Origin of the sequence: Variovorax sp. YR216 (genome assembly GCF_900107745.1) — a bacterium.
Classification (GTDB): Bacteria; Pseudomonadota; Gammaproteobacteria; order Burkholderiales; family Burkholderiaceae_C; genus Variovorax.
In genome coordinates this window covers 67,761-87,798 of record NZ_FNRO01000007.1, presented here as the reverse complement: position 1 = coordinate 87,798, position 20,038 = coordinate 67,761, and the positions used below count along the sequence as shown (strand labels likewise).

Here is a 20,038-nt window from a genome sequence, read left to right as displayed (position 1 = left end):
CGGCCATGACAATTGCCCTTGTTCCTGTGCTTATCGACCGATCTCACATGCGAGCATCGAACCCGGAGTCCTTGCGGGGCGTTCGTCTCCCGCGCTGTGTGGGCGCAGGCTGCGGCCCACGCGCGGTTTGACACCATCGACGCCCACTGTCAAGGCCCGCGGCGCACCTGAGCAGGTTATGCGGGTCGTAGCGGCAGTACCAGCCGCATCCGACGAAATGGTCGCTTTAGGGTGCTAACCCCCGGCGAATCCGGATGGCCGAACACTTGCATGGCGCCCTTGCGTGAGCGCCGCGTGAAGTGAATTCACCCCTGCTTTCGGTGCCTTGGTACCGCGATTCCTGCGTTTGGTCGCATAGTCCGCCGCTCTGTCGAGCAGCAGCCCATAGTTCCCTTCAGAGATTTTCCTAGGTCAAGGCCGCGCCGCCTTGTGAGGAGCCCTGTATGGAATCGCCGTGCTGTCGAACAGGTGCCATGGCAATCGCCCTGGTCATCTTCGCCTGCTTCCCCGCGAGCGCACGGACCCAGAGCAGCATCGCCGGGTTCAGCGTGTCGACATCGGCCAAGGGCGCGGAGACCGAAGCTGAACTCCTCGGATCGGCGATCTACAGCCCGTACTCAAACGGCGCACCCGCCAAGCAGAAACGTCCACCCCTCGCATCCACTCCCCGGAGTGAACGCGATCCCGATCTGACGATGACGCTCGCAGCGAGCGCAGGCGGCGCTTTCGCTCTCGCCTGGCTGCTGCGTCGGATCTGATGGGGAGTCATGGATGTCGCATTTCCTTTCTACCTGTCCGCTCATCCAAGGAGTTCACCATGAACGAAAGAGCAGCCCTTCGGCATTCACTCGGCGGTTACCTGATCGTGCTGGGTCTCGGCGTCGCAGGCGCAACTGCGACAGGCCAGGCTGCTGCGGGCTGCAGCATGTTTCCCGGGCACGGCGTGGCACCACCGAGTTGGACGCAGCAGGAGAAGAACCCGGCGAAGCCGTCGAAGCGCACCAGCATCGTTGGAATGTGGAAGGTCAGTCTCGTGTCCGACGGCACGGCCTACCCGGCCATCATCCCGGCTGGGGTACCACTTGATTTCGGCACCGCACAGTGGCACAGCGACGGAACCGAATTCCTGATCTCCGGCGGCCGCGCGCCGAGTACGGGCGACGTCTGCATGGGTGTGTGGGAGCAGACCGGAAGCGCGACCTACAGGCTCAAGCATCTGGCCCTCGCATATGCCAGCAGCGACTCCAACCCGCCTGCCGTACCCGCCGCATTCGTGGGCCCTGGGGTCTTGCAGGAGACGGTGACGCTCAGCCCATTGGGAGACAGTTACGAGGGCACTTTCACGATTGACCAATACGCGGCAGACGGAGTCACGTTGATCGAGCACATCGGAGGCTCGGTGACCGGCATTCGTTTCACGGTGGATTGAGTCGAGGAGCGACTCACCAGGAAGGAGGCCCCCATGTCCCCGGGCAACGTCTATTTCCTGAGCATCGGCATGGCTGTCGTCGGCACGGTCCTCATCGGAGGGGCAATCTGGTTCGGGTTTCACGTGTGGGGTCAGGCGGGCCGCAAGTCGTCTCACTTGCCGGCCTGCGAGCCCAAGGAAGTGCAGCCCATCGAACCCCATGCCCCACCCCTTGTGCAGATGGTGCAAAAAGGGTTCGAACTTCAGAACGCCGGCCAGCACCGAGAGGCAATCAGCCTTTTCGAAGCGGCGCTCGGGCAGGGTGGCGACGCGGCCGAAACACTGCGGATCTTGAATCTGAGCGCAGAGAGCTACTACCGCCTTGGGGAATACGCACAGGCGCAAACCAAGGGCCTTGCTGCCTTGCAGATCGCTCGGGCTGCCGGGGCCACGGCGGAGGCAGGATCGGCTCACTGCATCTTGGGGGAGGCGGCACTCAAGCTGGGCGAATGGGGGACTGCGGCCGAACACTTCAATGAAGGGGTCGACCATTTCTCGCAAGCAGGAAACGAGAAGGCGGCCCGGAGGGCGCTCGGCCGCCTGACAGAGGTCCTCGGGCAGGCTGCCGATCCGGAGAGCGCAGAGTTCTATCGTAGTCTCGGCTCTGAGCTTCGAAGCAGGGGGTCGCTCCTGACCGTTCACGATAGAGCGCTGACCCAAATCGGAACCTAGAGTGATCGTGGCGCCGCGAAGACGCCCCGTCGAACCGTCACCCGATCACGCGCTTCTCGCTGAGCGACTGCAACTGCGCATCGCTGACGTCGAGCAGCTCGCGCAGCACCTCGTGGGTGTGCTCGCCCAGATGGGGCGGCTGGCGCCGCAGCCCCGCGCGCTGCCCATCAAGGACGTAGGGCGGCGCGTGAACCGCCTGCGTACCTGCTTCCGAATCCTCGAACTCGCACCAGACTTTCGCTTCGGCGGTGCGCTCGGAGCGAATGGCATCGTAGAGACCCAGCACCTCGCCGCAGGGAATGCCGACACGCTGCATGCGTTCGATGAGTTCCGCGCGTGAAAGGGACCTGAACTTCTCCTGGAGGATGGGCAGGAGCACCTGGCGATTGCGGGATCGCTCGGTGTTCTTGGCAAAGCGCGGGTCATCCGCGAGCGCCGGGCAGTCGATCACCGACTCGCAGAGCTTGCGGAACTGGCCGTTGTTGCCCACCGCGATCACCAGCGGCCCGTCCCCGGCGTCGAACACGCCGTAGGGAACGATCGAGGGATGCGAGTTGCCGAACTTCGCGGGGTCTTCCTGGTTGAGCCACGCTGTCAGCCCGTAGTAGGAGCTGATCATCATGCCGCTGTCGTAGAGGGACATCTGGATGTGCCGGCCCTGCCCGGTTCGCGCGCGCTCGTGCAGCACCGCGAGGATCGCCTGCGCCGCATACATGCCGGTGAACATGTCGACCGCGGCGATGCCGAACTTGAGGGGGCCCTGCCCTTCCTCGCCGTTCATCGCCATCAGGCCGGTCTCGCCCTGGATGACCAGGTCGTAGCCCGGGCGGTCCTTCTCGTTGCCGAGCGCCGAATAGCCGGAGATCGAGCAGTAGATGAGCTTCGGGTTCGCGGCGCGCAGGTCGTCGTAGCCCAGCCCGAGCTTGTCGGCCCCGCCGTGCTTGAAGTTCTGGATGACGATGTCGCTGCGGGCCGCGATGTCGCGCACCAGCTTCTGGCCGGCTTCGTCCTGCAGGTCGACGCAGATCGAGCGCTTGTTGCGGTTGCAGGCATTGAAGTAGGTCGTGTTGCTTCGACCGATGCGCACGCCCCAGTCGCGGGTGTCGTCGCCGCGCTCGGGGTGCTCGACCTTGATGACGTCTGCGCCGAGGTCGGCCAGCGCCATCGCGCACATCGGGCCGGCCAGCACTCGCGAAAGATCGAGGACGCGGATGCCGGCAAGCGGCTGGAGAAGGGAACTGCTCATTCGGATGTCGATCGTTTTCAGCTCTCCACGGTCGCGCCTGCGCGCAGCGCCGTGATGAATTCGTCCAGTGCGCCCGCAGCGCCATCGGCGTCGCGGGCTCTCAGGCGCTCCACCACCTTGCGGCGAAGCGGGAACACGTCCGGCCTTGGATGCGCCGGAATGACGAGCGCCATGCGCTCGCGCAGCACCGCGGTCATCGTCCGCGCCATGAGCTGAAGCGCCTCGTTGTGGCCCGCCAGCGCGATCGACGAGAAGAAGCTCGCCATGGCCTCGATGCGCTGCGGCAGCGCCTTCTCGCCCTGGTTCTGTTCGATCTGGTCCACGGCCTCTTCGATCGCGTCGACTTCCGAGTCGGAAGCGCGCGCACAGGCCAGCCGCAGCAGGGTCCCGTAGAGCGCCCGGTAGGCCTCGTCGATGTCGTCGGTGCCGAGCTGTCCTTCGAGCACCAGCTTGCGCAGCGACTCGGCCAGCATCATGTAGGCGCCCTTGTAGAACACCAGCGCATGGTCCGGAGCGCCGGGCGCCATGTGCCTGACCTCGCCGATAAAGATCTCGTGGTCACCCGCCTCGTGGCGGGCATGGACGCTGCACTCGAAGCTGGCAAGGCAGTCGTCGATCAGGGGCGTGCCGAGCGGACCGCGGCGCCAGGCCACGCCCTCGAACTTGTCGGCGATCTTGCTCGATGCAAAGCGGCCCGACAGCACATCCTGGCTCTGCGACAGGATGTTGATCGCGAAGCTGCCGGCCTGGGTGAAGGTCGGCAGCAGGCTGCTCGCCTTGCGCAGGCTGAACAGCACCAGCGGCGGCTCCAGCGAAACCGAGCTGAACGAGTTGCAGGTCAGCCCCACGGGCCGGCCGTCCGCGTCGTTGGTGGTGACGATCGCCACCCCGGTCGGAAAGCAGCCGAGGAGCTGGCGAAACAGCTTGGGATCGATGGCGTCGATCTGCGTCACTGCGGCGTTCATGATGCCGGCGCCGACTGGCGCTTGAAGAGTTGAACGATGTTGCCCTCGGGATCGCGCAGCGACAGCACCGCGCCGTGCGCCCCCATGTCGCGCATGCCGAGGACCTGGCCGCCCGACGCCGCGACACGTTCGGCGGCGGTGTCGAAGTCTTCCACCTCGAAGACCATCACGACACCCGAGGTCGCAGGCGCCGCTTCCTCGCGGCACGCCAGCGCGAAGCTCGTGTTGCCGACGCCGTACTGGATCCAGCGATCCTTGTCGCGGAACTTGAGTTGGAGGCCGAGTGCGGACTCGTAGAAGGAATGAAGCTCGGCCGGCCGTTCGGCCACCACGAACACGTTCTGCAGGCGCTTGGGCGATTCCATGGTTCTGTCTCTCACTTGCTTTGGATGTTGGTCAACGTCGCCTTCAGGAAGCCACCGTCGACCACGATGTCCTGTCCGTTGACATAGGCCGAGGCATCGCTGGCCAGGAAGGCGACGACCGAGCCGATGTCCTCCGGCCGGCCGATGCGGCGCGCCGGGATGCTCGAGGTGCGGTTCTGCAGGACCGCCTCATTGCGGTAGTGCGGCTCCGACAGCGGCGTGCGGATCATTCCCGGACTGACCGAGTTCGCACGGATGCCGCGCGGACCCCACTCCACGGCCATCTGGTGCGTCAGCGCGCGCAGGGCCGCCTTGGTCGGCCCGTAGGCGCCGAACCGCGTCGGCGCCTGTGCGGCGATCGAGGCCACGTTGACGATGCTGCCCGCCTGCTGGTCGAACATCAACGGCACCAGCGCCTGCGCGCACAGCAGCGCGCCGCGCAGGTTGACGCGAAAGACGCGGTCCCAGAGGTCGATCGGCAAATCGTGCAGGCCCACCGGCGACCCGCTGATGCCGGCGTTGTTCACCAGCACGTCGCAGCGGCCGAAGCGCGAGCGAACGCGCTCGGCCATCGCGGCGACGGATGCGGGCTCGCCGATGTCGCAGTGCAGGATCAGCGCGCCTTCGCTTTCGGTGGGTTCAGCCGGGTAGCTGATGTCGAGCTGCACCACCGAGGCGCCCGCCGCGCGCAGGTGTTCGCAGATCGCAAGCCCCAGCCCCCCGGAGGCGCCGGTGACCACGGCCACCCGCCCCTTCAGGGCCTGGCTGTCGAAAGCGGTTTGAGAAGCCATCGCCGACACGCGCGCTTCAGGCGGAGACCGTGTTCATCGAAGCGACCTCCTTGCGGATCGCCGGGATGATCTTCTCGCCCCAGAGTTCGATCTGGCGCAGCATGGTCTTCTGGTCGCAGTCGCCCAGCTGGGTCTGCAGCGCGATGTGCTTGGGACGCAGGATGCTGATTTCCTCAAGCATCTTGTCGATCACCTGGTTGACCGAGCCCACCGGCAGGTTCTTGCGCAGCTGCTCGAAGGTCGGGTCGGTGGGCGACGGGACTTCCTTGACCATGTAGCCGTCGTCGGACTGCGCGCGGCGGAACTTCAGGCTTTCGGAGATGCGGCGCTGGAAGCGCGCGTTGTCCAGGTAGTTGTCGATCTCGGCCTGGTTGTCCGATGCGAAGGCGCAGCGCAGGAAGCCGAACTTCACGTCCTCGTCGAGGTCCGCGCCGTTGTCCTGTGCCACCTTGTCGAGGCGCTCGCGCAGCGCGACGATCGCTTCGGTGCCATTGAGCAGTGCGGTGACGAACAGGTTGTGGCCTTCGCGCACGCCACGGCCGAGCGTGACCGGATTGCCCGAGGTGATCCACAGCGGCGGCATCGGCGACTGCACCGGGCGCACCGCGATCGAGCTCGGCGGCAGCTTGAGGAACTTGCCGTCGTAGGAGACGATCTTCTGCGTCAGGCCCTTGGGGATGATGTCGAGGAACTCGTTGTAGATCGCGCCCGATTCCTCGATCTTCACGCCGAAGCGCTCGAACTCGAACTCCTGGTAGCCCGAGCCGATGCCCAGTTCGAGGCGGCCGTTGGACACGGTGTCGGCAAAGCCCACCTCGGCCAGGAAGCGCGCCGGGTGATAGAGCGGCAGGATGCACACCGCGGAGCCCAGGCGAATGCGCTGCGTCTTGGCGGCCATGTGCGCGATCATCATCAGCGGCGAAGGCGAGAGCGAGTAGTTGTTGAAGTGATGCTCCGCATACCAGGCCGTGTTGAAGCCCGCCTGCTCGGCGACCACGGTCTGCTCGATCGAGTTGTTGATGACCTGCTGCGAGGTCTGGTGATAGCCGCGCTGCTGGGCCAGGATGAATACGCCGAATTCCATGAAGTCCGCCTTCCGAAGGGTGGTGTGCAATGAAGGGAATTCTCTTGATCCACCCCGCGCTCGTGAATACGAAAGGAACGTGGATCAGTCCTGCAGAAAATGCAGGATGCGCGTTGCGAAGGCGCAAAAAAAAGACCGGAGCTTGTGGCTCCGGTCCGCTTGCGCATCGAGGCAAGAAAGGCTGCGCGGCCTACTTCTCCTTCAGGTCGGTCGTTCGCGCCAGGCCCTGCCAGATCGCGGCGTCACGCTTGATGGAGGCCGCGTACTGCTGCGCTGAGGCGCTCGCGGGCACGATCATGTTCTGCCCTTCGATCTTCTCGCGCACCGCGGGGGTCTGCTGGATGCGGTTGATCTCGGCATTGAGCCGGTCGATGATTTCCGGTGGCGTGCCGGCCGGTGCGAACACGCCGTACCAGCCGTCTGCCTCGAACTTGTAGCCCTGCTCCGACAGCGTCGGCAGGTCCTTGGTGGCAGGCCAGCGCTGCGAGCCCGTCTGGCCGAGCCCGACCAGGCGGCCGGCCTTCATGTGCGGAATCGGCGATGCGATGTCGGTGAAGCCGACGCTGATGTTGTTGCCGATCAGGTCGGTCACTTCGGACATCAGCGTCTTGTACGGCGCATGCGGCATATCCAGGCCATAGCGCGCCTTGATGCCTTCCATTGCCAGGTGGCCCGAGGAGCCGGTGCCCCACGAGCCGTAGGCCAGCTTGCCGGGATGCTTCTTGGCATAGGCCACCATGTCCGCGAGGTTCTTGAAGCCTGTGCTGGGATTGGCCACCAGCAGGATGCCCGCTGCGCCCACCTGCGCGATCGGGAGCAGGTCCTTCTCCGCGTCATACGGCATCTTGGGATGGATGACCGGGTTGATGAGGATCGCGGAGGACGGCGCGAACAGCAGCGTGTAGCCGTCGCCCGGCGACTTGGCGACCGCGTCGCAGGCGATCAGCCCGTTGGCGCCCGCCTTGGGGTCGACCACCACCGGCTGCTTGAGCGCTTCGGACAGCGGCGCGGCGATGAGGCGGGCGAAGATGTCGCCGCCGGCGCCGGACGAGCCGGCGACCACCATGCGGATCGGGCGCGAAGGCCAGTTGCCCGTGCTGGTGTTCGTGTTGGCGAAGGCGCTGGCGCCGCTGCCCAGCAGCATGCCGCCGAGCAGCAAGGTGCGCCGGTTGATCGATGTCTCGTTCATTCAAGTCTCCTGTCTTTGAGGGGTGCCCAGTTCCTTCTGGATCGCCGGGATGATCCTTTCGCCCCAGAGCTCGATCTGCCTGAGCATCGTGTTCTGGTCGAAGTCGCCCAGCTGGGTCTGGATCGCGATGTGCTTGGGCTTGAGGATGCTGATCTCTTCGAGCATCCGGTCGATGACCTGGTTGACCGAGCCCACCGGCAGGTTGCTGCGCAACTGCTCGATGCTCGGGTCGGTGTCGTAGGGCACTTCCTTGATCATGTAGCCGTCGTCGGACTGCGAGCGGCGGTACTTGAGGCTCTCGGAAATGCGGCGCTGGAACAGCGCGCACTGCAGGTACGCATCGATCTCGGCCTTGCTGTCCGAGGCGTAGGCGCAGCGCAGGAAGCCGAACTTCACGTCACGGTCGAGGTCCTTGCCGTTGTCGTCCGCCACGCGCTCGAGCCGGTCGCGCAGGCCCCGGATGGCTTCGGTGCCGTTGAGCAGCGCGGTGACGAACAGGTTGTGGTTCTCGCGCACCCCGCGCCCGAGCGTGACCGGATTGCCCGACGTGACCCAGACCGGCGGCATCGGGCTCTGCACGCAGCGCACCGCGATCGAGCTCGGCGGCACCTTCAGGAACTGGCCCTCGTACGAAAAGATCTTCTGCGTGAGCCCCTTGGGCAGGATGTCGAGGAATTCGTTGTAGATCGCGCCCGAGTTGGCAATGTCGATGCCGAAACGCTCGAATTCGAATTGCTGGTAGCCCGAACCCACGCCCAGATCGAGCCGGCCATTCGAGACCGTATCGGCAAAACCGACCTCCGCCAGAAAGCGGGCCGGCTGATAGAGTGGCAGGATGCAGACGGCAGTGCCCAGGCGAATGCGCCGGGTCTTTGCCGCCATGTGGGCCACCATCATCAGCGGCGACGGCGAAAGCGAATAGTTGTTGAAATGGTGCTCCGCGTACCAGGCGCTGTGAAATCCAGCCTGCTCGGCAGCAACGGTCTGCTCGATCGAGTGATGGATGACCTGCTGCGAAGTCTGCTCGTAGCTGCGCTGCTGCGCGAGAATGAATACGCCGAATTCCAAGGTTGTCTCCGCGGGAAAATGGCGCCCGCATGTATTCAGAAATTCTAGAGAGACGCACCGCAACGGCTATGGCTGAAACTGCAGATCAGAACTGCATCAACTGGAGGATTCATGGATAGGTTGCGCGCCATGGAACTGTTCCTGTCGATCTCCCAGACACGCAACTTTTCCGAAACGGCACGACGCTTCGGCATCTCGGCGACCGGGGTGTCGCGCATGATCACGGACATCGAGGAGGAGCTGAAGGTCAAGCTGCTGCTGCGCTCCACGCGCCAGATCGCGCTGACCGAATCGGGCCAGGAATACGCGCGCCAGCTCGAAGGCATTCTCTGGCGCATCAACGAGCTGCAAAGCAACATCACCGCCATCAGCACCGCGCCGCAAGGTTCGCTCCGGGTGCATTCGCGCATGATGTTCGGCCTGGGCGTGCTGCCGCAGCTGATCGCCGGCTTTCGCAAGCTCTACCCCGAGATCCACATCGAGCTCACGCTCGGCGAAGCGGCCGTGGACCTGCGGCGCAACCAGTTCGACGTCGACTTTCGCATCTCGCCGCCGGTCGAAGCCGGGGTCAAGCGGCGCATGCTGTTCCAGAGCGAACGCTACCTCGTCGCCTCGCCGGCCTACCTCGCGGGCAAGCCCGGGCTCGACGAGCCCGAGAGCATCCTGGCCCACGACTGCCTGGCCTACCAGCTGCCCGGCGACGAATACACCTGGCTGTTCAAGCAACAGGATCAGCTCAAGCCGATCGCGTTCCGGCCGCGCCACATCACCAACAGCGGGATCGCACTGCTGGAACTGGCCCGCCTCGGCGAAGGCCTCGCGCTGCTCGACGACTACACCGTTCACAACGACATCCGCCAGGGGCGGCTGGTGCGGGTGCTCGGCGACTACAGGATCAGCAACAAGGGCTTCGACGAAGGCATGTACGCCACCATCCTCGACACCCCGATCGTGCCGGCCAAGATCCGCCTGTTCCTCGACTTCGTGGCCGAAAGAGTGGCCGGGCCTGAGCTGCGCTTTCTCGCGCACGGCAAGGCGGCCGGACTCGACCCCGCGCCGCCCGCGACCACCTAGAGCGCCAGCCGGCACACCGGCCGCGCGCTGCCCCGGAAGCCCACGCCGGTCAGCTTGAGCACGGCGCCGTCGAGCGGTCCCGAGGCGTGCAGGCGCCCGCTGTCGCTGATGCTGGTGACGAAGAGATCGGCCATCTCCGGCCCGCCGAAGCACAGTGCGCTCGGGTGCGCCACCGGCACATCGATCCATCGCGTGAGGCCGCCCTGCATGTCGAAGCGCGCGATGGCGCCGGTGCGCACCAGCGCGGTCCACAGCCCGCCCTCGCTGTCGAAGGTGCAGCCATCGGGCCCGGAGTCGTAGGCGTCGGTGCGGAGGAACACTTGTTTGTCCGCGAGCGTTCCATCCGCTGCGATCGCATACGAGTAGATGACCCGCTCCGCGCTGTCCGCCACATGCAGGCGCCCGTTGACCGGATTGACGCACGGCCCGTTCACGATGCCGAGCCCTTCGTCCAGCTTGTGCAGGCGCAGGCCCGTGTCCAGGCGGTACAGCCCGCCCAGCGGCGCCTCGCCGGGCTCGCGGAACACATGCATGGTGCCGGCCACGAAGCTGCCGTCGGCCAGGGCGGTGCCGTCGTTGAGCCGCAGATGGGGGTGGCTGGCTTCGATGCGCGCCAGCGAGCGCAGCGATCCGTCCCGCAGATTCAGCGCGGCGATCTCTTCCTTGAGCGACAGCACGATGCAGCCGTCGCCATTGAACGCGAAGGAGCCGAGGGGGGCCGGCGCCTCGTGCCGCGCGGTCACCTCGCCGCTGTCCGGGTCGAGCGCGAGGATCAGTCCCTGCCGGCAGTCCAGCAGCCAGAGGCGGCCTTCATGCCATATCGGGCATTCGCCCAATGCCAGTTTCAAATCGCCGAGGCGCTGAATATTCATTGATTTCTTTCGGCGCTCGATTTCTATTTCTCAATTCACACAAAGAGGAATTGAGATTGGAATTCGGATGAATTCCACAAGTCTCCGGATCCAGGCGCCGGGGCATCCTAGCAGCCCCGCAGCCGGGGAATGCTGCATTTTCTGCAGGACTCTCCTTCAAGATGACCGGCAAATGATTTCGGGGGTCGTTCCTATAATTTTTTGCACGAGACAAACCGGCGACAGCGGTGCTTTCCTCTGCCACCAAAGCCGCCTTTTTATTCAGATGGATGCCGCACGAGCCGGCGCCCGTCCTCCAGGTGATGTATGAGCAATGAACGGATTCGTGCGAAGCAGACTGCCAGGACGTCCAGGGGCCGTCGCGCGCTGTTCGGCCTGGCCGTTCTTTGCGCCGCCATCGTGTCGCTGCCCGCGACGGCGCAGGCGCCGCACTACCCCTCGAAGCCGCTCAAGCTGATCGTCCCCTACCCGCCGGGCGCCGCGACCGACAACATCGCACGCGCCTTCGGCCAGGAGCTCGCGAAGGTCGTGGGCCAGCCGGTGATCGTGGAGAACCGGCCCGGCGGTGGCTCGTCGCTCGGCATCATCGCCGCGAAAGGCCAGCCCGCCGACGGCTACACCCTGCTGGTGCGCGCCGAGGGCTTCTACAGCGCCAAGCTCGCCACGCCCAGCCTGCCCTACGAGTTCTCCGATTTCGAGATCCTCGCGCCGCTGGCCCAGAGCAGCTACGCCTTCATCGTGGCGGCCGACCGCGGCTGGAAGCGGCTCGACGACCTGAAGAACGCGCGCCGCGAAATCGACGTGGGCAGCCTCGACCTCGGCGTGGGCGTGTACTCCACGCTCGCCGCCCGGATGGCCAGGGACCTCGGCATCCGCTATCGCACCATTCCGTTCAAGGGCGGCGCCGAGGGACTCACCGCGATCCTCGCGGGCCAGATCGACGCCTACTTCACGACCATCGGCACCACGCAGGCCGTCAAGGACAGTCCCAAGGTCAAGGTGCTGGCCACCACCGGCCTGCCCGGCGGCAACAACTTCCTGCCCGGCGTGAAGACCTTCCAGGAGCTCGGCCTGCCCAACATGGTGTTCAGCAGCAGCTACAGCCTGAACGTGCGCAGCGACACGCCGGCCCCGATCAAGGAACAGCTCTCGCGCGCCGTGCAGCAGGCCCTCGCATCCGAGGCCATGAAGACCGCACGCCGGCAACTCTTTCTGGAGCCGTACGCCGGCAGCGCCCTGGACTATCGGCGCGACCAGGCGCGCGTGCTCAAGGAATTCGAAGCCGCCGCGGCCGAAGACGGCAAGGCGGCGAAGTAGGTCTTTTCTAGAGGTGATGTATGAGTAATGAATGGGTTCGTTTGGAAGTGTCCGAGGGCGTCGCGCTGGTCACGATGGACCGCAAGCCGGTCAATGCACTGAACCGCGAGATGCGTCGCCATCTGGTGGCGACCTTCGATGCGATCTCCGAGCGCGAGGACATCCGCTGCGCGGTGCTGACCGGCACCGGCAGCGTCTTCTGCGCCGGCGCCGATCTCAAGGACCGGCCCGACAGCACGGTCCCCGGCGACTTCCTCGACCACAACCGCATCACGCGCGAAACCGGCAACGCCATCCGCGAATGCACCAAGCCGGTGATCGCGGCCATCAACGGCACGGCCCTCGGCGCGGGCCTCGGCCTGGCGGCCTCCTGCGACATCCTCTACGCCTCGGAGAACGTCACCGTCGGGATGCCCGAGATCAACGTCGGCCTGGCCGGCGGCGCCTCGATGCTCAAGACGCTGTTCGGCCGATCCACGCTGCGCCGCATGTTCTTCACCGGCCAGCGCCTGACCGCACAGGAGCTGTTCAGGCGCAACGTGATCGAGGAAGTGGTCGCCGAGAAAGACCTGCTGCCCGTCACCATGGCGCTGGCCCGCGAGATCGCATCGAAGGCGCCGCTGGCGGTGGTCTATGCGAAGCGCGCGGCCAACATGGTCGACCTGATGCCGCAGCGCGACGCCTATCGCTTCGAGCAGGAGTTCACCGTGGCGCTGTCGAAGACCGAGGACGCGCGCGAAGCACGCATGGCCTTCCTCGAGAAGCGCGCACCGGTCTTCAAGGGTCGCTGAGCATGTTGAAGCAAGTTCAGGCCACGCCGGGCACCGGGCTCGACGCCTTCTTCAGCGCCGCCAGCGTCGCGGTGATCGGCGCCTCCGACGACATCACCAAGATCGGCGGCCGTCCCGTGCAGCTGCTGCGCAAGTACGGCTACGCGGGCGCGATCTATCCGGTCAACCCCAAGGGTGGAACCATCCAGGGACTGACAGGCTACGCATCGATCCTGGACACGCCGACCGCGCCCGACCTGGCCGTCGTGGCGGTGCCTGCGCAGGCGACGCTGCAAGCGGTGCGCGACTGCGCGAGCCGTGGCGTGCGCGGCGTGGTCGTGCTGTCCACCGGCTTTGCCGAAGCCGGCCCCGAGGGCGCGCAACTGCAGGCCGAACTGGTCGGCGTGGCGCGCAACCATGGCATGCGCCTGCTGGGGCCGAACTGCCTCGGCGCCGTGAACGTGGTCGACAACCTGGTGGCCTCGTTCTCCATCGCCCTGGAAGAAAGCATGCCGCCCGCCGGCCAGGTGGGCATCGTCTCGCAGTCCGGCAACATCGGCAGCTTCACCATGCGCTGCATGGCCGATCGCGGCCTGGGCGTGAGCCGCTTCATCGCCACCGGCAACGAGGCCGACGTGGACGTGGCCGACGGCATCGCCGCGCTGGCGAACGACCCGGCCACGCGCATCATCCTGTGCTGCATGGAGACCTGCCGCGACGCCGGCCGCCTGACCCTGGCGCTGGACATGGCGCGCCGGCAGCGCAAGCCGGTGATCGTCCTCAAGATCGGTGCCACCGAGCAGGGCCAGGCCGCCGCCGCCTCGCACACCGGCGCGCTGATGGGCTCCGACGCGGTGTTCGACGCCGTCTTCCGCCGCTATGGCGTGCTGCGCGTGCACTCGTTCGAGGAACTGCTCGACGTGGGTCACGCGGCCGTCCTGCTGGGCGCGCAGCGCCTGCCCACCACGCGCGCGGTGACGCTGGTCGCCGCATCCGGCGGCTTCGGCATCATGATGGCCGATGCGATGGTGCAGGCCGGCATGGAACTGCCCCAGCTCGCCGACACGACCAAGGCCCTGATCCGCGAGGCGGTGCCCACCGCCGGCACCAACAATCCGGTGGACGCATCGGCCCAGATGTCGGCACGGCCCGACATCCTGCTCAAGATGCTGACCGCGCTGCAGAACGATGCAAACGGCAGCACGCTGGTGCTGCTTCTGGCGCTGTCGCTCTACAACCCGCGACTGCGCGGCGTGTACCTGGAGGCCCTGTCGAAGATCCGCGCCAGCCATCCCGACCGGTTGCTGGTGATCATCAGCCGCGGCCCGGCGGATGCGGTGGCCGAGATCAATGCGCTGGGCATCCCGGTGTTCCCGAGCATCCCTGCGGCGGCCAGCGGACTGGCCGGCCTCGTGCGCCTCGGGCAGCTTGCCGGCCTGCCGCCCGCCGCTGCCTACAACGGACCCGTCGAGAAGGTGGACGCCGCGGTGTTCCGCAACGAGTTCCATGCCAAGAAGGCGCTGGCGGCCGCGGGCATCAGCGTGCCGCGCGAAGAGGTGGTCGCCTCGGCGGACGACGCCGTCCGCAGCGCGCAGGCGACGGGCTATCCGGTGGTGCTCAAGATCGCATCGGAAGACATTGCCCACAAGACCGAGATCGGTGGCGTGGCGCTGGACCTGAAGGATGACGACGCCGTGCGGCAGGCCTACGACCGCCTCATGGCCAACGCGAGGCAGCACGCGCCCGAAGCGCGCCTGGACGGCGTGCTGGTGGCGCCGATGGTGCGCGGCGGCGTCGAGCTGATTGCCGGCGTCTCGCGCGACCCTGTCTTCGGACCGGTGGTCATGGTGGGCATGGGCGGCATCTACGCCGAAGTGCTCAAGGATGTCGCGGTGCAGGTCGCGCCCGTGTCCGAGGAAGAAGCGACCCGGATGATCCGCAGCCTGCGGATGTTCCCCCTGCTCGACGGCGTACGCGGCCAGGCCAGGGCCGACGTGGCCGCGGCGGCGCGCACGGTGGCACGGCTGTCGGAATTCGCATGCCGTCACGCCGGCGACGTGGCCGAGATCGACATGAACCCGATTCTGGTCAGGCCCGAGGGCGAGGGCGCGCTCGTCCTCGATGCCCTGATGGTCCCGACCCCATCTTCAACCCCTGGACATTGAAGGCTCACATGCACATGGACAAGCACCCGGCCATTCCGGACGCCTCGGCGGGCCCGGCCGTCTACCGCCAGTACGCGCGCGAGTGGCTGCGCGCCAACCTGCCCGAACACATGCGTGCCGACAGCCTCGCGTACCGCACGCCCACGCTGGACGAGTGCCGCGACTGGGAAGCGTCGATGTACGACGCGGGCCTGGCCGGCATGACCTGGCCCAAGGCCTATGGCGGGCTGGGGCTGACGCTGCGCGAACACCTCGCCGTCAACAAGGAAGTGGGCGCGCTCGCCATGCCCGAGAGCGTGAGCTCGATCGGCAAGGAACTGGCGGGGCCGATCATCCAGACCGTGGGGACGGAAGAACAGAAGCAGTTCTTCCTGCCGCGCATTCTCTCGATGCGCAACTACTGGTGCCAGGGCTTCTCCGAGCCCGACGCGGGCTCCGACCTCGCGCGCCTGCGGACCAAGGCAGTGCAGGAGGGCGACACCTGGCGCATCAACGGCCAGAAGATCTGGACCAGCGGCGCGGCCAAGGCGCACTACTGCCTGTTGCTGACGCGCACCGGCACGGTGGCCGACAAGCACCGCGGCCTGCTGATGTTCGCCGTCCCCATGGACACGCCCGGCATCCGCGTGGTGCCCATCAAGTCGATCGACGGCAAGGACTCGTTCGCCGAAGTGTTCTTCGACAACGTGGTGGTGCCCGACAGCGCGCGACTCGGCGCGCCGGACGAGGGATGGAACGCGGCAATCCGCGTGCTCTCGATCGAGCGTGCGACCAACCGCATGTACCGCGCATGGCGCTTCGAATGCGAGCTGCGCCAGATCGTCGCCGCCTGCAAATCCGACCCCGAGCTGTCGAAGCTGCTCGATGACGGCTACTACCAGCGGCGCATCGGCGATGTCGTGGGCGAGATCGCCGCACTCAAGGGCCTTGTCGAACGCACGGTGGACCAGCTCGCGGCGGGCGACCGGATCGGTGCACGCGGCTCGCTGACCAAGCTGTACTGGTCCGAGTGCCACCAGGCCTTCATGGGCCTGGCGCTGTCGGTGGTGTCGAAGGTGACCCCGCGATCGAGCGCGCTGGCGCAACGTGCTCGCAAGCACTTCACCACGGCTTACCTCTATGCCCGTGCCGAAACCATCTATGCGGGCACCACCGAAGTGCAGTTGGACATCATTGCCCAACGCATCATGGACTTGCCCAAGGACCTCCAGGAGTCGCAGAAATGAGCGCATCGGACAACGATCTCCAACCCGAAGAGTTCGCACAGGCTGCGGCCGATGCGATCGCCGATGCGCAGGCACGCGGCTTCCGCGAGGCCGCCACGGTGCTGGCCAGCGCCGGCCTTTGCGGCGTCTGTGCCAATGAAGATGCCGGCGGGCTCGCGCTGGGCATCGAATTCGCCCTGCCCATCGCGGCCGAAGCGGGCAAGCTGCGTTTGCAATGGCCCTTGCTCGAAACCATCCTGATCGCCAAGGCGCTGGGTGATTCCCCGCTGGCCGCGGAACTGGCCGGCGGCCAGCGCGTCGCCACCTGGGCGCTGCAAGGCAGCCTGCAGGACGGCTTCGCGGGCCACGCCCGCTACGCACGCGACTGCGACTGGGTGCTCGTCGCGAACGGTCAGGGCGGCGGTGCGCTGCTCGACCTCGCATCGGTCGAGATCCAGGACGATGCCGCGCTCGACCCGGAGCATCCCCAATCGTGGCTGACGCTGGGCGGAGCCAGGGTGCTCGCGGAAGTGGACGCGTCCACCTTCACCGCACTCCAGCGCGACAGCGAGATCCTGATCGCCGGTTTCGTCAACGGCGCCGCCGAAGGTGCGCTCGCCGCAACGGCCGCATACATGTCCACCCGCGTGCAGTTCGGACGCCCCCTCTCGGCCAAGCAGGCCGTGCGTCATCTGCTGGCGCGGATGCGCCTCGTGCAGGAGGCCTCGAATGCGGGCATCCAGCGCGTGCTCCGCACCGACGAAGACGGCCGCGTGCGCAGCACCGGGCCGGTGCTGGCCAACGCGCTCGCGAATGCGGCGTTCGTGCTCGAGAAGTCGATCCACCTGCATGGCGGCATGGGCTTCACCTGGGAAGTGCCCCTGCACTACGCCTTGCGCGAGGTGCGCAAGTTCGATGCGGCGTTCGGCTCGGGATCGCTCGCGCGGAAAGCCGGCCTGGACTTCATCCAGTCCGTATGAATCAAGGAGTTCGAATGAATCAGGATCTGCTCGGCCGCGTGGCCCTCATCACCGGTGCGGGCGCCGGCATCGGCCGCGAAACCGCATTGCAGATGGCCGCCCGCGGCGCCGTTGTCTGCGTGAACGACATCAAGGAAGAACTGGTCATCCCGGTCGTCGACACCATCAAGGACCGCGGCGGAAAAGCCTTCGCGGTCCCGATGAACATCGCCAGCCGCGAAGGCATCCGCGACGCGATCCGCCGCTCGTTCGAGTTGGGCGGGCGCTTCGACATCCTGGTCAACAACGCGGCCTGGGTGCGCTACCAGGCCATCCCGGAAATCATGCTGGAGACGATGGACCGCATGCTGGACGTGGGCTTCAAGTCCGTCGTCTGGGGCCTGCAGGAAGCGATGGCGGTGATGGACCCGCAGCGCGGCGGCTCGATCGTGAACGTGGCCTCGGTGGCGGCCCTGCGCTCGGCCGCGAGCTCGGTGGTCTATTCGGGCATCAAGGCGGGCATCCTCGGCATCACGCGCGCGGCGGCGGCGGAACTCGGCGCGCGCAACATCCGCGTCAATGCGGTGTGCCCCTCGGCCGTTCCCACCGAAGGCACGCAGCGCAACCGCAATGCCGAGCGCGATGCCAACCGCATCGCGCGCACACCGCTGGGCCGGCTGGGCACGGTGGAAGACATCGCCCGCGCCATCTGCTTCCTGGCCAGCGACGACGCGGGCTTCATCACGGCGCAGGCCCTGACGGTGGACGGCGGCATCACGCTGACCAACATCTGAAGCGACGGAAGCGCAGATGCAGACGGTTCTGATCACCGGTGCCGCTTCGGGCATCGGCCGCGACGCGGCGCGACTGTTTGCCGCTGCCGGCTGGCAATGCGTGCTGGTCGACAACAACGAGCAGGCATTGCATGCGTTGGGCCGAACACTGCCCTCCCCCCCTTCCGCAGCGCATGTGCTGCGCACGGTCGACCTGACCGATACCGGGCAGATCGCATCGCTTCGCGACGGCACGCCGGCACTGGACGCCATCCTCAACAACGCCGGGATGTCGGATGCATCCAACACGCCGTTGGCCGAGCAGTCTCCCGCGCAGATGGCCCGGCTGCTCGCGCTGAACCTGGCCGCGCCGGCGGCCGTGGTCGATGCATGCACGCACCTGCTCAAGCCTGGCGCGCGCATCGTGAATGTCGCGTCCGGCGCCGGCCTGCACGCCATTCCATGGCGCGGCGCCTACAGCCCGAGCAAGGCCGGACTCATCGCCCAGACGCGGGCCCTGGCCCAGGCACGACCCGAATGGTGCGTGTCGGTGCTCGCGCCCGGATTCGTGCGAACCGACCTGGTGGACGGCTTGATCCAGGCCGGCCGGATCAAGCCCGAGAACGCCGTGGGCAAGATTCCCCTCGGCCGCATGGCTTCGCCCGCCGAGATGGCGCAGGCGCTGTTCTTTCTCGCAAGTCCTGGCGCTGCGCCTCTGCGGGGACAGGTGCTGGCATTCAACGGCGGTTCTTCCATCTTCGGCGGAAGCCAGCGCTTCGAGCCGGCCGCATTGGATCTGCTGCCGCTCGACATGCCGATGCGGCTCGAAGTCTGCGGCGGCGATGGCACGCCCTGGCAAGCATTGGCGCAGGCGCCATCCGCGCAGCCCTGCTATGACGCATGCCTCGACCTGTCGCCGCTGTCCTGTGAGGGGCCGGGCCTGCTGCACGCGGTGCATGCGGCGGCTGCGCGTTTTTCCGCCCGTTACGCACAGCAGGCCAGCCTGACCGTCCTCCTGCCCGCTTCCCGTGCCGGCCGCTGGCAGGACGCGGGCGACAGCGCCGCCGCGCGCATGCTGGTGTCGACCCTCGCCTGCGAATGGGGTGGCCGCGCACTGCGCGTCAACGCGCTGGAAGTGCCGGACGCGTTCGATCCGCAGTCGCTGCACCCGCTGCTGCGCTTCGTCTGCGGGCCTGCCGCGCAGTACCTGACCGGACAGACGCTCGCTTGCCGCGGCACCGCACCGGGAGCATCGCCGTGAACCCGAAGCCGGCCGACACGGCGGATGCAGAGTCCGCACGGATCAAGGAATACTTCATCGCCGAACGGGGCTACTGGCGGCCCTGGACCGAGACCATGCTGCAGGCGTGCCCCGGTTTCGTCGAGCAGTACGCACGCTACGCCGGCTATCCCGCACGCACGGGGCCGCTGACGGAGCGCATGGTGGAACTCATCTACGTCGCGCTCGACAGCTCCTCGTCCCACCTCTTCGAATCGGGCCTGCAGACCCACATGAAGCGGGCACTCGAGGTGGGCGCGACACAGGCGGACATCTTCGACGTGCTGCACCTCGTGGCCGTGCAAGGCGCCGTGAATGCGTGCCAGGCCGCCGATATCCTGGCCGAGTTCACCGGCGCGGATGAAGCCGCTGTGGTTGACGGGGAGCTTCGGGCACGGATCGAAGCGCTCGGCGCCGCACACGCGCTCTCCCTTGCGGCAGTGGCGAGGATGGACCCTGGCTATGCCGATGTGCTGCTCGATTTCATCGAGCAGGGCCGGCCGGGCACCGGGCTCAGCCCGGGCGAGCGCAGCCTGGTTCAGTTGGCGCTGCATGCGTGCTTTACTGCCTTCAATCCCGATGCGATACGGCGGATCGTGCCCGTGGCTCTTTCACAGGGCCTCGCGCCGGCCGAGCTCCTGCAGGCCATCCAGCTGGGATCCCATCTGGCGGTGCACGGCACGGCGCTGGGCGCGAACGTGTTCCGGCAAGTGACGGAACAGCGTGCCGGACCGACATCGACCCGGCGCTGATTGCGACGAAGCGGTCGTAGGCCT

20 protein-coding genes are annotated in these 20,038 nt (G+C 66.7%); 12 read left to right on the top strand and 8 right to left on the bottom strand.

All coding sequences use genetic code 11. The annotated features are described in order from the left end of the window. The first annotated feature begins 473 nt into the window (after positions 1–473). The 3 genes from BLW05_RS19300 to BLW05_RS19290 are packed head-to-tail and all read left to right on the top strand — an operon-like array spanning position 474 to position 2,140. Positions 474–758 carry a hypothetical protein gene (locus BLW05_RS19300; protein ID WP_093165114.1) on the top strand — a complete coding sequence of 95 codons (285 nt, stop codon included), beginning with the start codon at positions 474–476 and terminating at the stop codon, positions 756–758. A gap of 59 nt (positions 759–817) precedes the next feature. Further along, positions 818–1,429, top strand: coding sequence for a hypothetical protein (locus tag BLW05_RS19295; protein ID WP_093165113.1), 612 nt, complete (start codon positions 818–820; stop codon positions 1,427–1,429). A 33-nt stretch (positions 1,430–1,462) separates the two neighbouring features. Beyond that, positions 1,463–2,140 (top strand): tetratricopeptide repeat protein, encoded by a 678-nt coding sequence (locus BLW05_RS19290; protein WP_093165111.1) that lies wholly within the window; start codon positions 1,463–1,465, stop codon positions 2,138–2,140. 37 nt (positions 2,141–2,177) lie between these two features. Here the strand turns inward: BLW05_RS19290 and BLW05_RS19285 are convergent, their stop codons facing one another. The 7 genes from BLW05_RS19285 to BLW05_RS19255 form a co-directional block, all read right to left on the bottom strand. Beyond that, positions 2,178–3,386, bottom strand: coding sequence for a CaiB/BaiF CoA transferase family protein (locus BLW05_RS19285; RefSeq protein WP_093165110.1), 1,209 nt, complete (start codon positions 3,384–3,386; stop codon positions 2,178–2,180). Positions 3,387–3,403: 17 nt separating this feature from the next. After that, positions 3,404–4,351 carry a flavin reductase gene (locus tag BLW05_RS19280; protein ID WP_093165108.1) on the bottom strand — a complete coding sequence of 316 codons (948 nt, stop codon included), beginning with the start codon at positions 4,349–4,351 and terminating at the stop codon, positions 3,404–3,406. Then, positions 4,348–4,716: a VOC family protein gene (locus tag BLW05_RS19275; protein WP_093165107.1), complete on the bottom strand. Its 369-nt coding sequence runs from the start codon at positions 4,714–4,716 to the stop codon at positions 4,348–4,350. Before BLW05_RS19275 ends, BLW05_RS19280 begins: the two co-directional genes overlap by 4 nt. Before the next feature lie 11 nt (positions 4,717–4,727). Then, positions 4,728–5,507, bottom strand: coding sequence for an SDR family NAD(P)-dependent oxidoreductase (locus BLW05_RS19270; RefSeq protein ID WP_093165105.1), 780 nt, complete (start codon positions 5,505–5,507; stop codon positions 4,728–4,730). A 16-nt stretch (positions 5,508–5,523) separates the two neighbouring features. Then, on the bottom strand, positions 5,524–6,591 hold the full coding sequence (locus BLW05_RS19265) for an LLM class flavin-dependent oxidoreductase (protein ID WP_093165104.1): 1,068 nt from the start codon (positions 6,589–6,591) through the stop codon (positions 5,524–5,526). Positions 6,592–6,781: 190 nt separating this feature from the next. Continuing rightward, positions 6,782–7,780: a Bug family tripartite tricarboxylate transporter substrate binding protein gene (locus BLW05_RS19260; RefSeq protein WP_093165102.1), complete on the bottom strand. Its 999-nt coding sequence runs from the start codon at positions 7,778–7,780 to the stop codon at positions 6,782–6,784. Beyond that, positions 7,781–8,848, bottom strand: coding sequence for an LLM class flavin-dependent oxidoreductase (locus BLW05_RS19255; RefSeq protein ID WP_093165100.1), 1,068 nt, complete (start codon positions 8,846–8,848; stop codon positions 7,781–7,783). A gap of 111 nt (positions 8,849–8,959) precedes the next feature. Between BLW05_RS19255 and BLW05_RS19250 the strand changes: the two genes are divergently transcribed. Next, positions 8,960–9,922, top strand: a complete 963-nt coding sequence (locus BLW05_RS19250) for a LysR family transcriptional regulator (protein ID WP_093165099.1) — start codon at positions 8,960–8,962, stop codon at positions 9,920–9,922. On the opposite strand, the gene BLW05_RS19245 is transcribed toward BLW05_RS19250, so the two are convergent. After that, positions 9,919–10,794, bottom strand: a complete 876-nt coding sequence (locus tag BLW05_RS19245) for an SMP-30/gluconolactonase/LRE family protein (RefSeq protein WP_093165097.1) — start codon at positions 10,792–10,794, stop codon at positions 9,919–9,921. The two genes, BLW05_RS19250 and BLW05_RS19245, sit on opposite strands and share 4 nt — an antisense overlap. A 306-nt stretch (positions 10,795–11,100) precedes the next feature. Here BLW05_RS19245 and BLW05_RS19240 point away from each other — a divergent pair, with 306 nt between their 5' ends. The 8 genes from BLW05_RS19240 to BLW05_RS19205 are packed head-to-tail and all read left to right on the top strand — an operon-like array spanning position 11,101 to position 20,014. Beyond that, positions 11,101–12,111: a tripartite tricarboxylate transporter substrate binding protein gene (locus BLW05_RS19240; protein ID WP_093165096.1), complete on the top strand. Its 1,011-nt coding sequence runs from the start codon at positions 11,101–11,103 to the stop codon at positions 12,109–12,111. Between the two features lie 20 nt (positions 12,112–12,131). Then, complete coding sequence (locus tag BLW05_RS19235) at positions 12,132–12,902, top strand: enoyl-CoA hydratase/isomerase family protein (protein WP_093165094.1); 771 nt, start codon at positions 12,132–12,134, stop codon at positions 12,900–12,902. Between the two features lie 2 nt (positions 12,903–12,904). After that, on the top strand, positions 12,905–15,046 hold the full coding sequence (locus BLW05_RS19230; protein WP_093165093.1) for an acetate--CoA ligase family protein: 2,142 nt from the start codon (positions 12,905–12,907) through the stop codon (positions 15,044–15,046). An 8-nt stretch (positions 15,047–15,054) separates the two neighbouring features. Then, on the top strand, positions 15,055–16,272 hold the full coding sequence (locus BLW05_RS19225; RefSeq protein ID WP_093165091.1) for an acyl-CoA dehydrogenase family protein: 1,218 nt from the start codon (positions 15,055–15,057) through the stop codon (positions 16,270–16,272). Beyond that, positions 16,269–17,231: an acyl-CoA dehydrogenase family protein gene (locus tag BLW05_RS19220; protein WP_093165090.1), complete on the top strand. Its 963-nt coding sequence runs from the start codon at positions 16,269–16,271 to the stop codon at positions 17,229–17,231. Before BLW05_RS19225 ends, BLW05_RS19220 begins: the two co-directional genes overlap by 4 nt. A 14-nt stretch (positions 17,232–17,245) precedes the next feature. Beyond that, positions 17,246–18,004 (top strand): SDR family NAD(P)-dependent oxidoreductase, encoded by a 759-nt coding sequence (locus tag BLW05_RS19215; RefSeq protein ID WP_093165088.1) that lies wholly within the window; start codon positions 17,246–17,248, stop codon positions 18,002–18,004. 16 nt (positions 18,005–18,020) lie between these two features. Continuing rightward, a complete protein-coding gene (locus tag BLW05_RS19210; protein ID WP_093165087.1) occupies positions 18,021–19,244 on the top strand; it encodes an SDR family NAD(P)-dependent oxidoreductase in 1,224 nt (407 codons plus the stop codon). Continuing rightward, positions 19,241–20,014, top strand: coding sequence for a carboxymuconolactone decarboxylase family protein (locus tag BLW05_RS19205; protein ID WP_256330389.1), 774 nt, complete (start codon positions 19,241–19,243; stop codon positions 20,012–20,014). Before BLW05_RS19210 ends, BLW05_RS19205 begins: the two co-directional genes overlap by 4 nt. Positions 20,015–20,038: the final 24 nt, after the last annotated feature.

Coding starts and splice junctions, on each gene's coding strand:
- BLW05_RS19245 (WP_093165097.1), bottom strand. CDS start 10,794: ATGAATATTCAGCGCCTCGGCGATTTGAAACTGGCATTGGGCGAATGC.
- BLW05_RS19280 (WP_093165108.1), bottom strand. CDS start 4,351: ATGAACGCCGCAGTGACGCAGATCGACGCCATCGATCCCAAGCTGTTT.
- BLW05_RS19265 (WP_093165104.1), bottom strand. CDS start 6,591: ATGGAATTCGGCGTATTCATCCTGGCCCAGCAGCGCGGCTATCACCAG.
- BLW05_RS19210 (WP_093165087.1), top strand. CDS start 18,021: ATGCAGACGGTTCTGATCACCGGTGCCGCTTCGGGCATCGGCCGCGAC.
- BLW05_RS19285 (WP_093165110.1), bottom strand. CDS start 3,386: ATGAGCAGTTCCCTTCTCCAGCCGCTTGCCGGCATCCGCGTCCTCGAT.
- BLW05_RS19270 (WP_093165105.1), bottom strand. CDS start 5,507: ATGGCTTCTCAAACCGCTTTCGACAGCCAGGCCCTGAAGGGGCGGGTG.
- BLW05_RS19275 (WP_093165107.1), bottom strand. CDS start 4,716: ATGGAATCGCCCAAGCGCCTGCAGAACGTGTTCGTGGTGGCCGAACGG.
- BLW05_RS19225 (WP_093165091.1), top strand. CDS start 15,055: ATGCACATGGACAAGCACCCGGCCATTCCGGACGCCTCGGCGGGCCCG.
- BLW05_RS19220 (WP_093165090.1), top strand. CDS start 16,269: ATGAGCGCATCGGACAACGATCTCCAACCCGAAGAGTTCGCACAGGCT.
- BLW05_RS19295 (WP_093165113.1), top strand. CDS start 818: ATGAACGAAAGAGCAGCCCTTCGGCATTCACTCGGCGGTTACCTGATC.
- BLW05_RS19300 (WP_093165114.1), top strand. CDS start 474: ATGGCAATCGCCCTGGTCATCTTCGCCTGCTTCCCCGCGAGCGCACGG.
- BLW05_RS19260 (WP_093165102.1), bottom strand. CDS start 7,780: ATGAACGAGACATCGATCAACCGGCGCACCTTGCTGCTCGGCGGCATG.
- BLW05_RS19240 (WP_093165096.1), top strand. CDS start 11,101: ATGAGCAATGAACGGATTCGTGCGAAGCAGACTGCCAGGACGTCCAGG.
- BLW05_RS19250 (WP_093165099.1), top strand. CDS start 8,960: ATGGATAGGTTGCGCGCCATGGAACTGTTCCTGTCGATCTCCCAGACA.
- BLW05_RS19215 (WP_093165088.1), top strand. CDS start 17,246: ATGAATCAGGATCTGCTCGGCCGCGTGGCCCTCATCACCGGTGCGGGC.
- BLW05_RS19235 (WP_093165094.1), top strand. CDS start 12,132: ATGAGTAATGAATGGGTTCGTTTGGAAGTGTCCGAGGGCGTCGCGCTG.
- BLW05_RS19230 (WP_093165093.1), top strand. CDS start 12,905: ATGTTGAAGCAAGTTCAGGCCACGCCGGGCACCGGGCTCGACGCCTTC.
- BLW05_RS19290 (WP_093165111.1), top strand. CDS start 1,463: ATGTCCCCGGGCAACGTCTATTTCCTGAGCATCGGCATGGCTGTCGTC.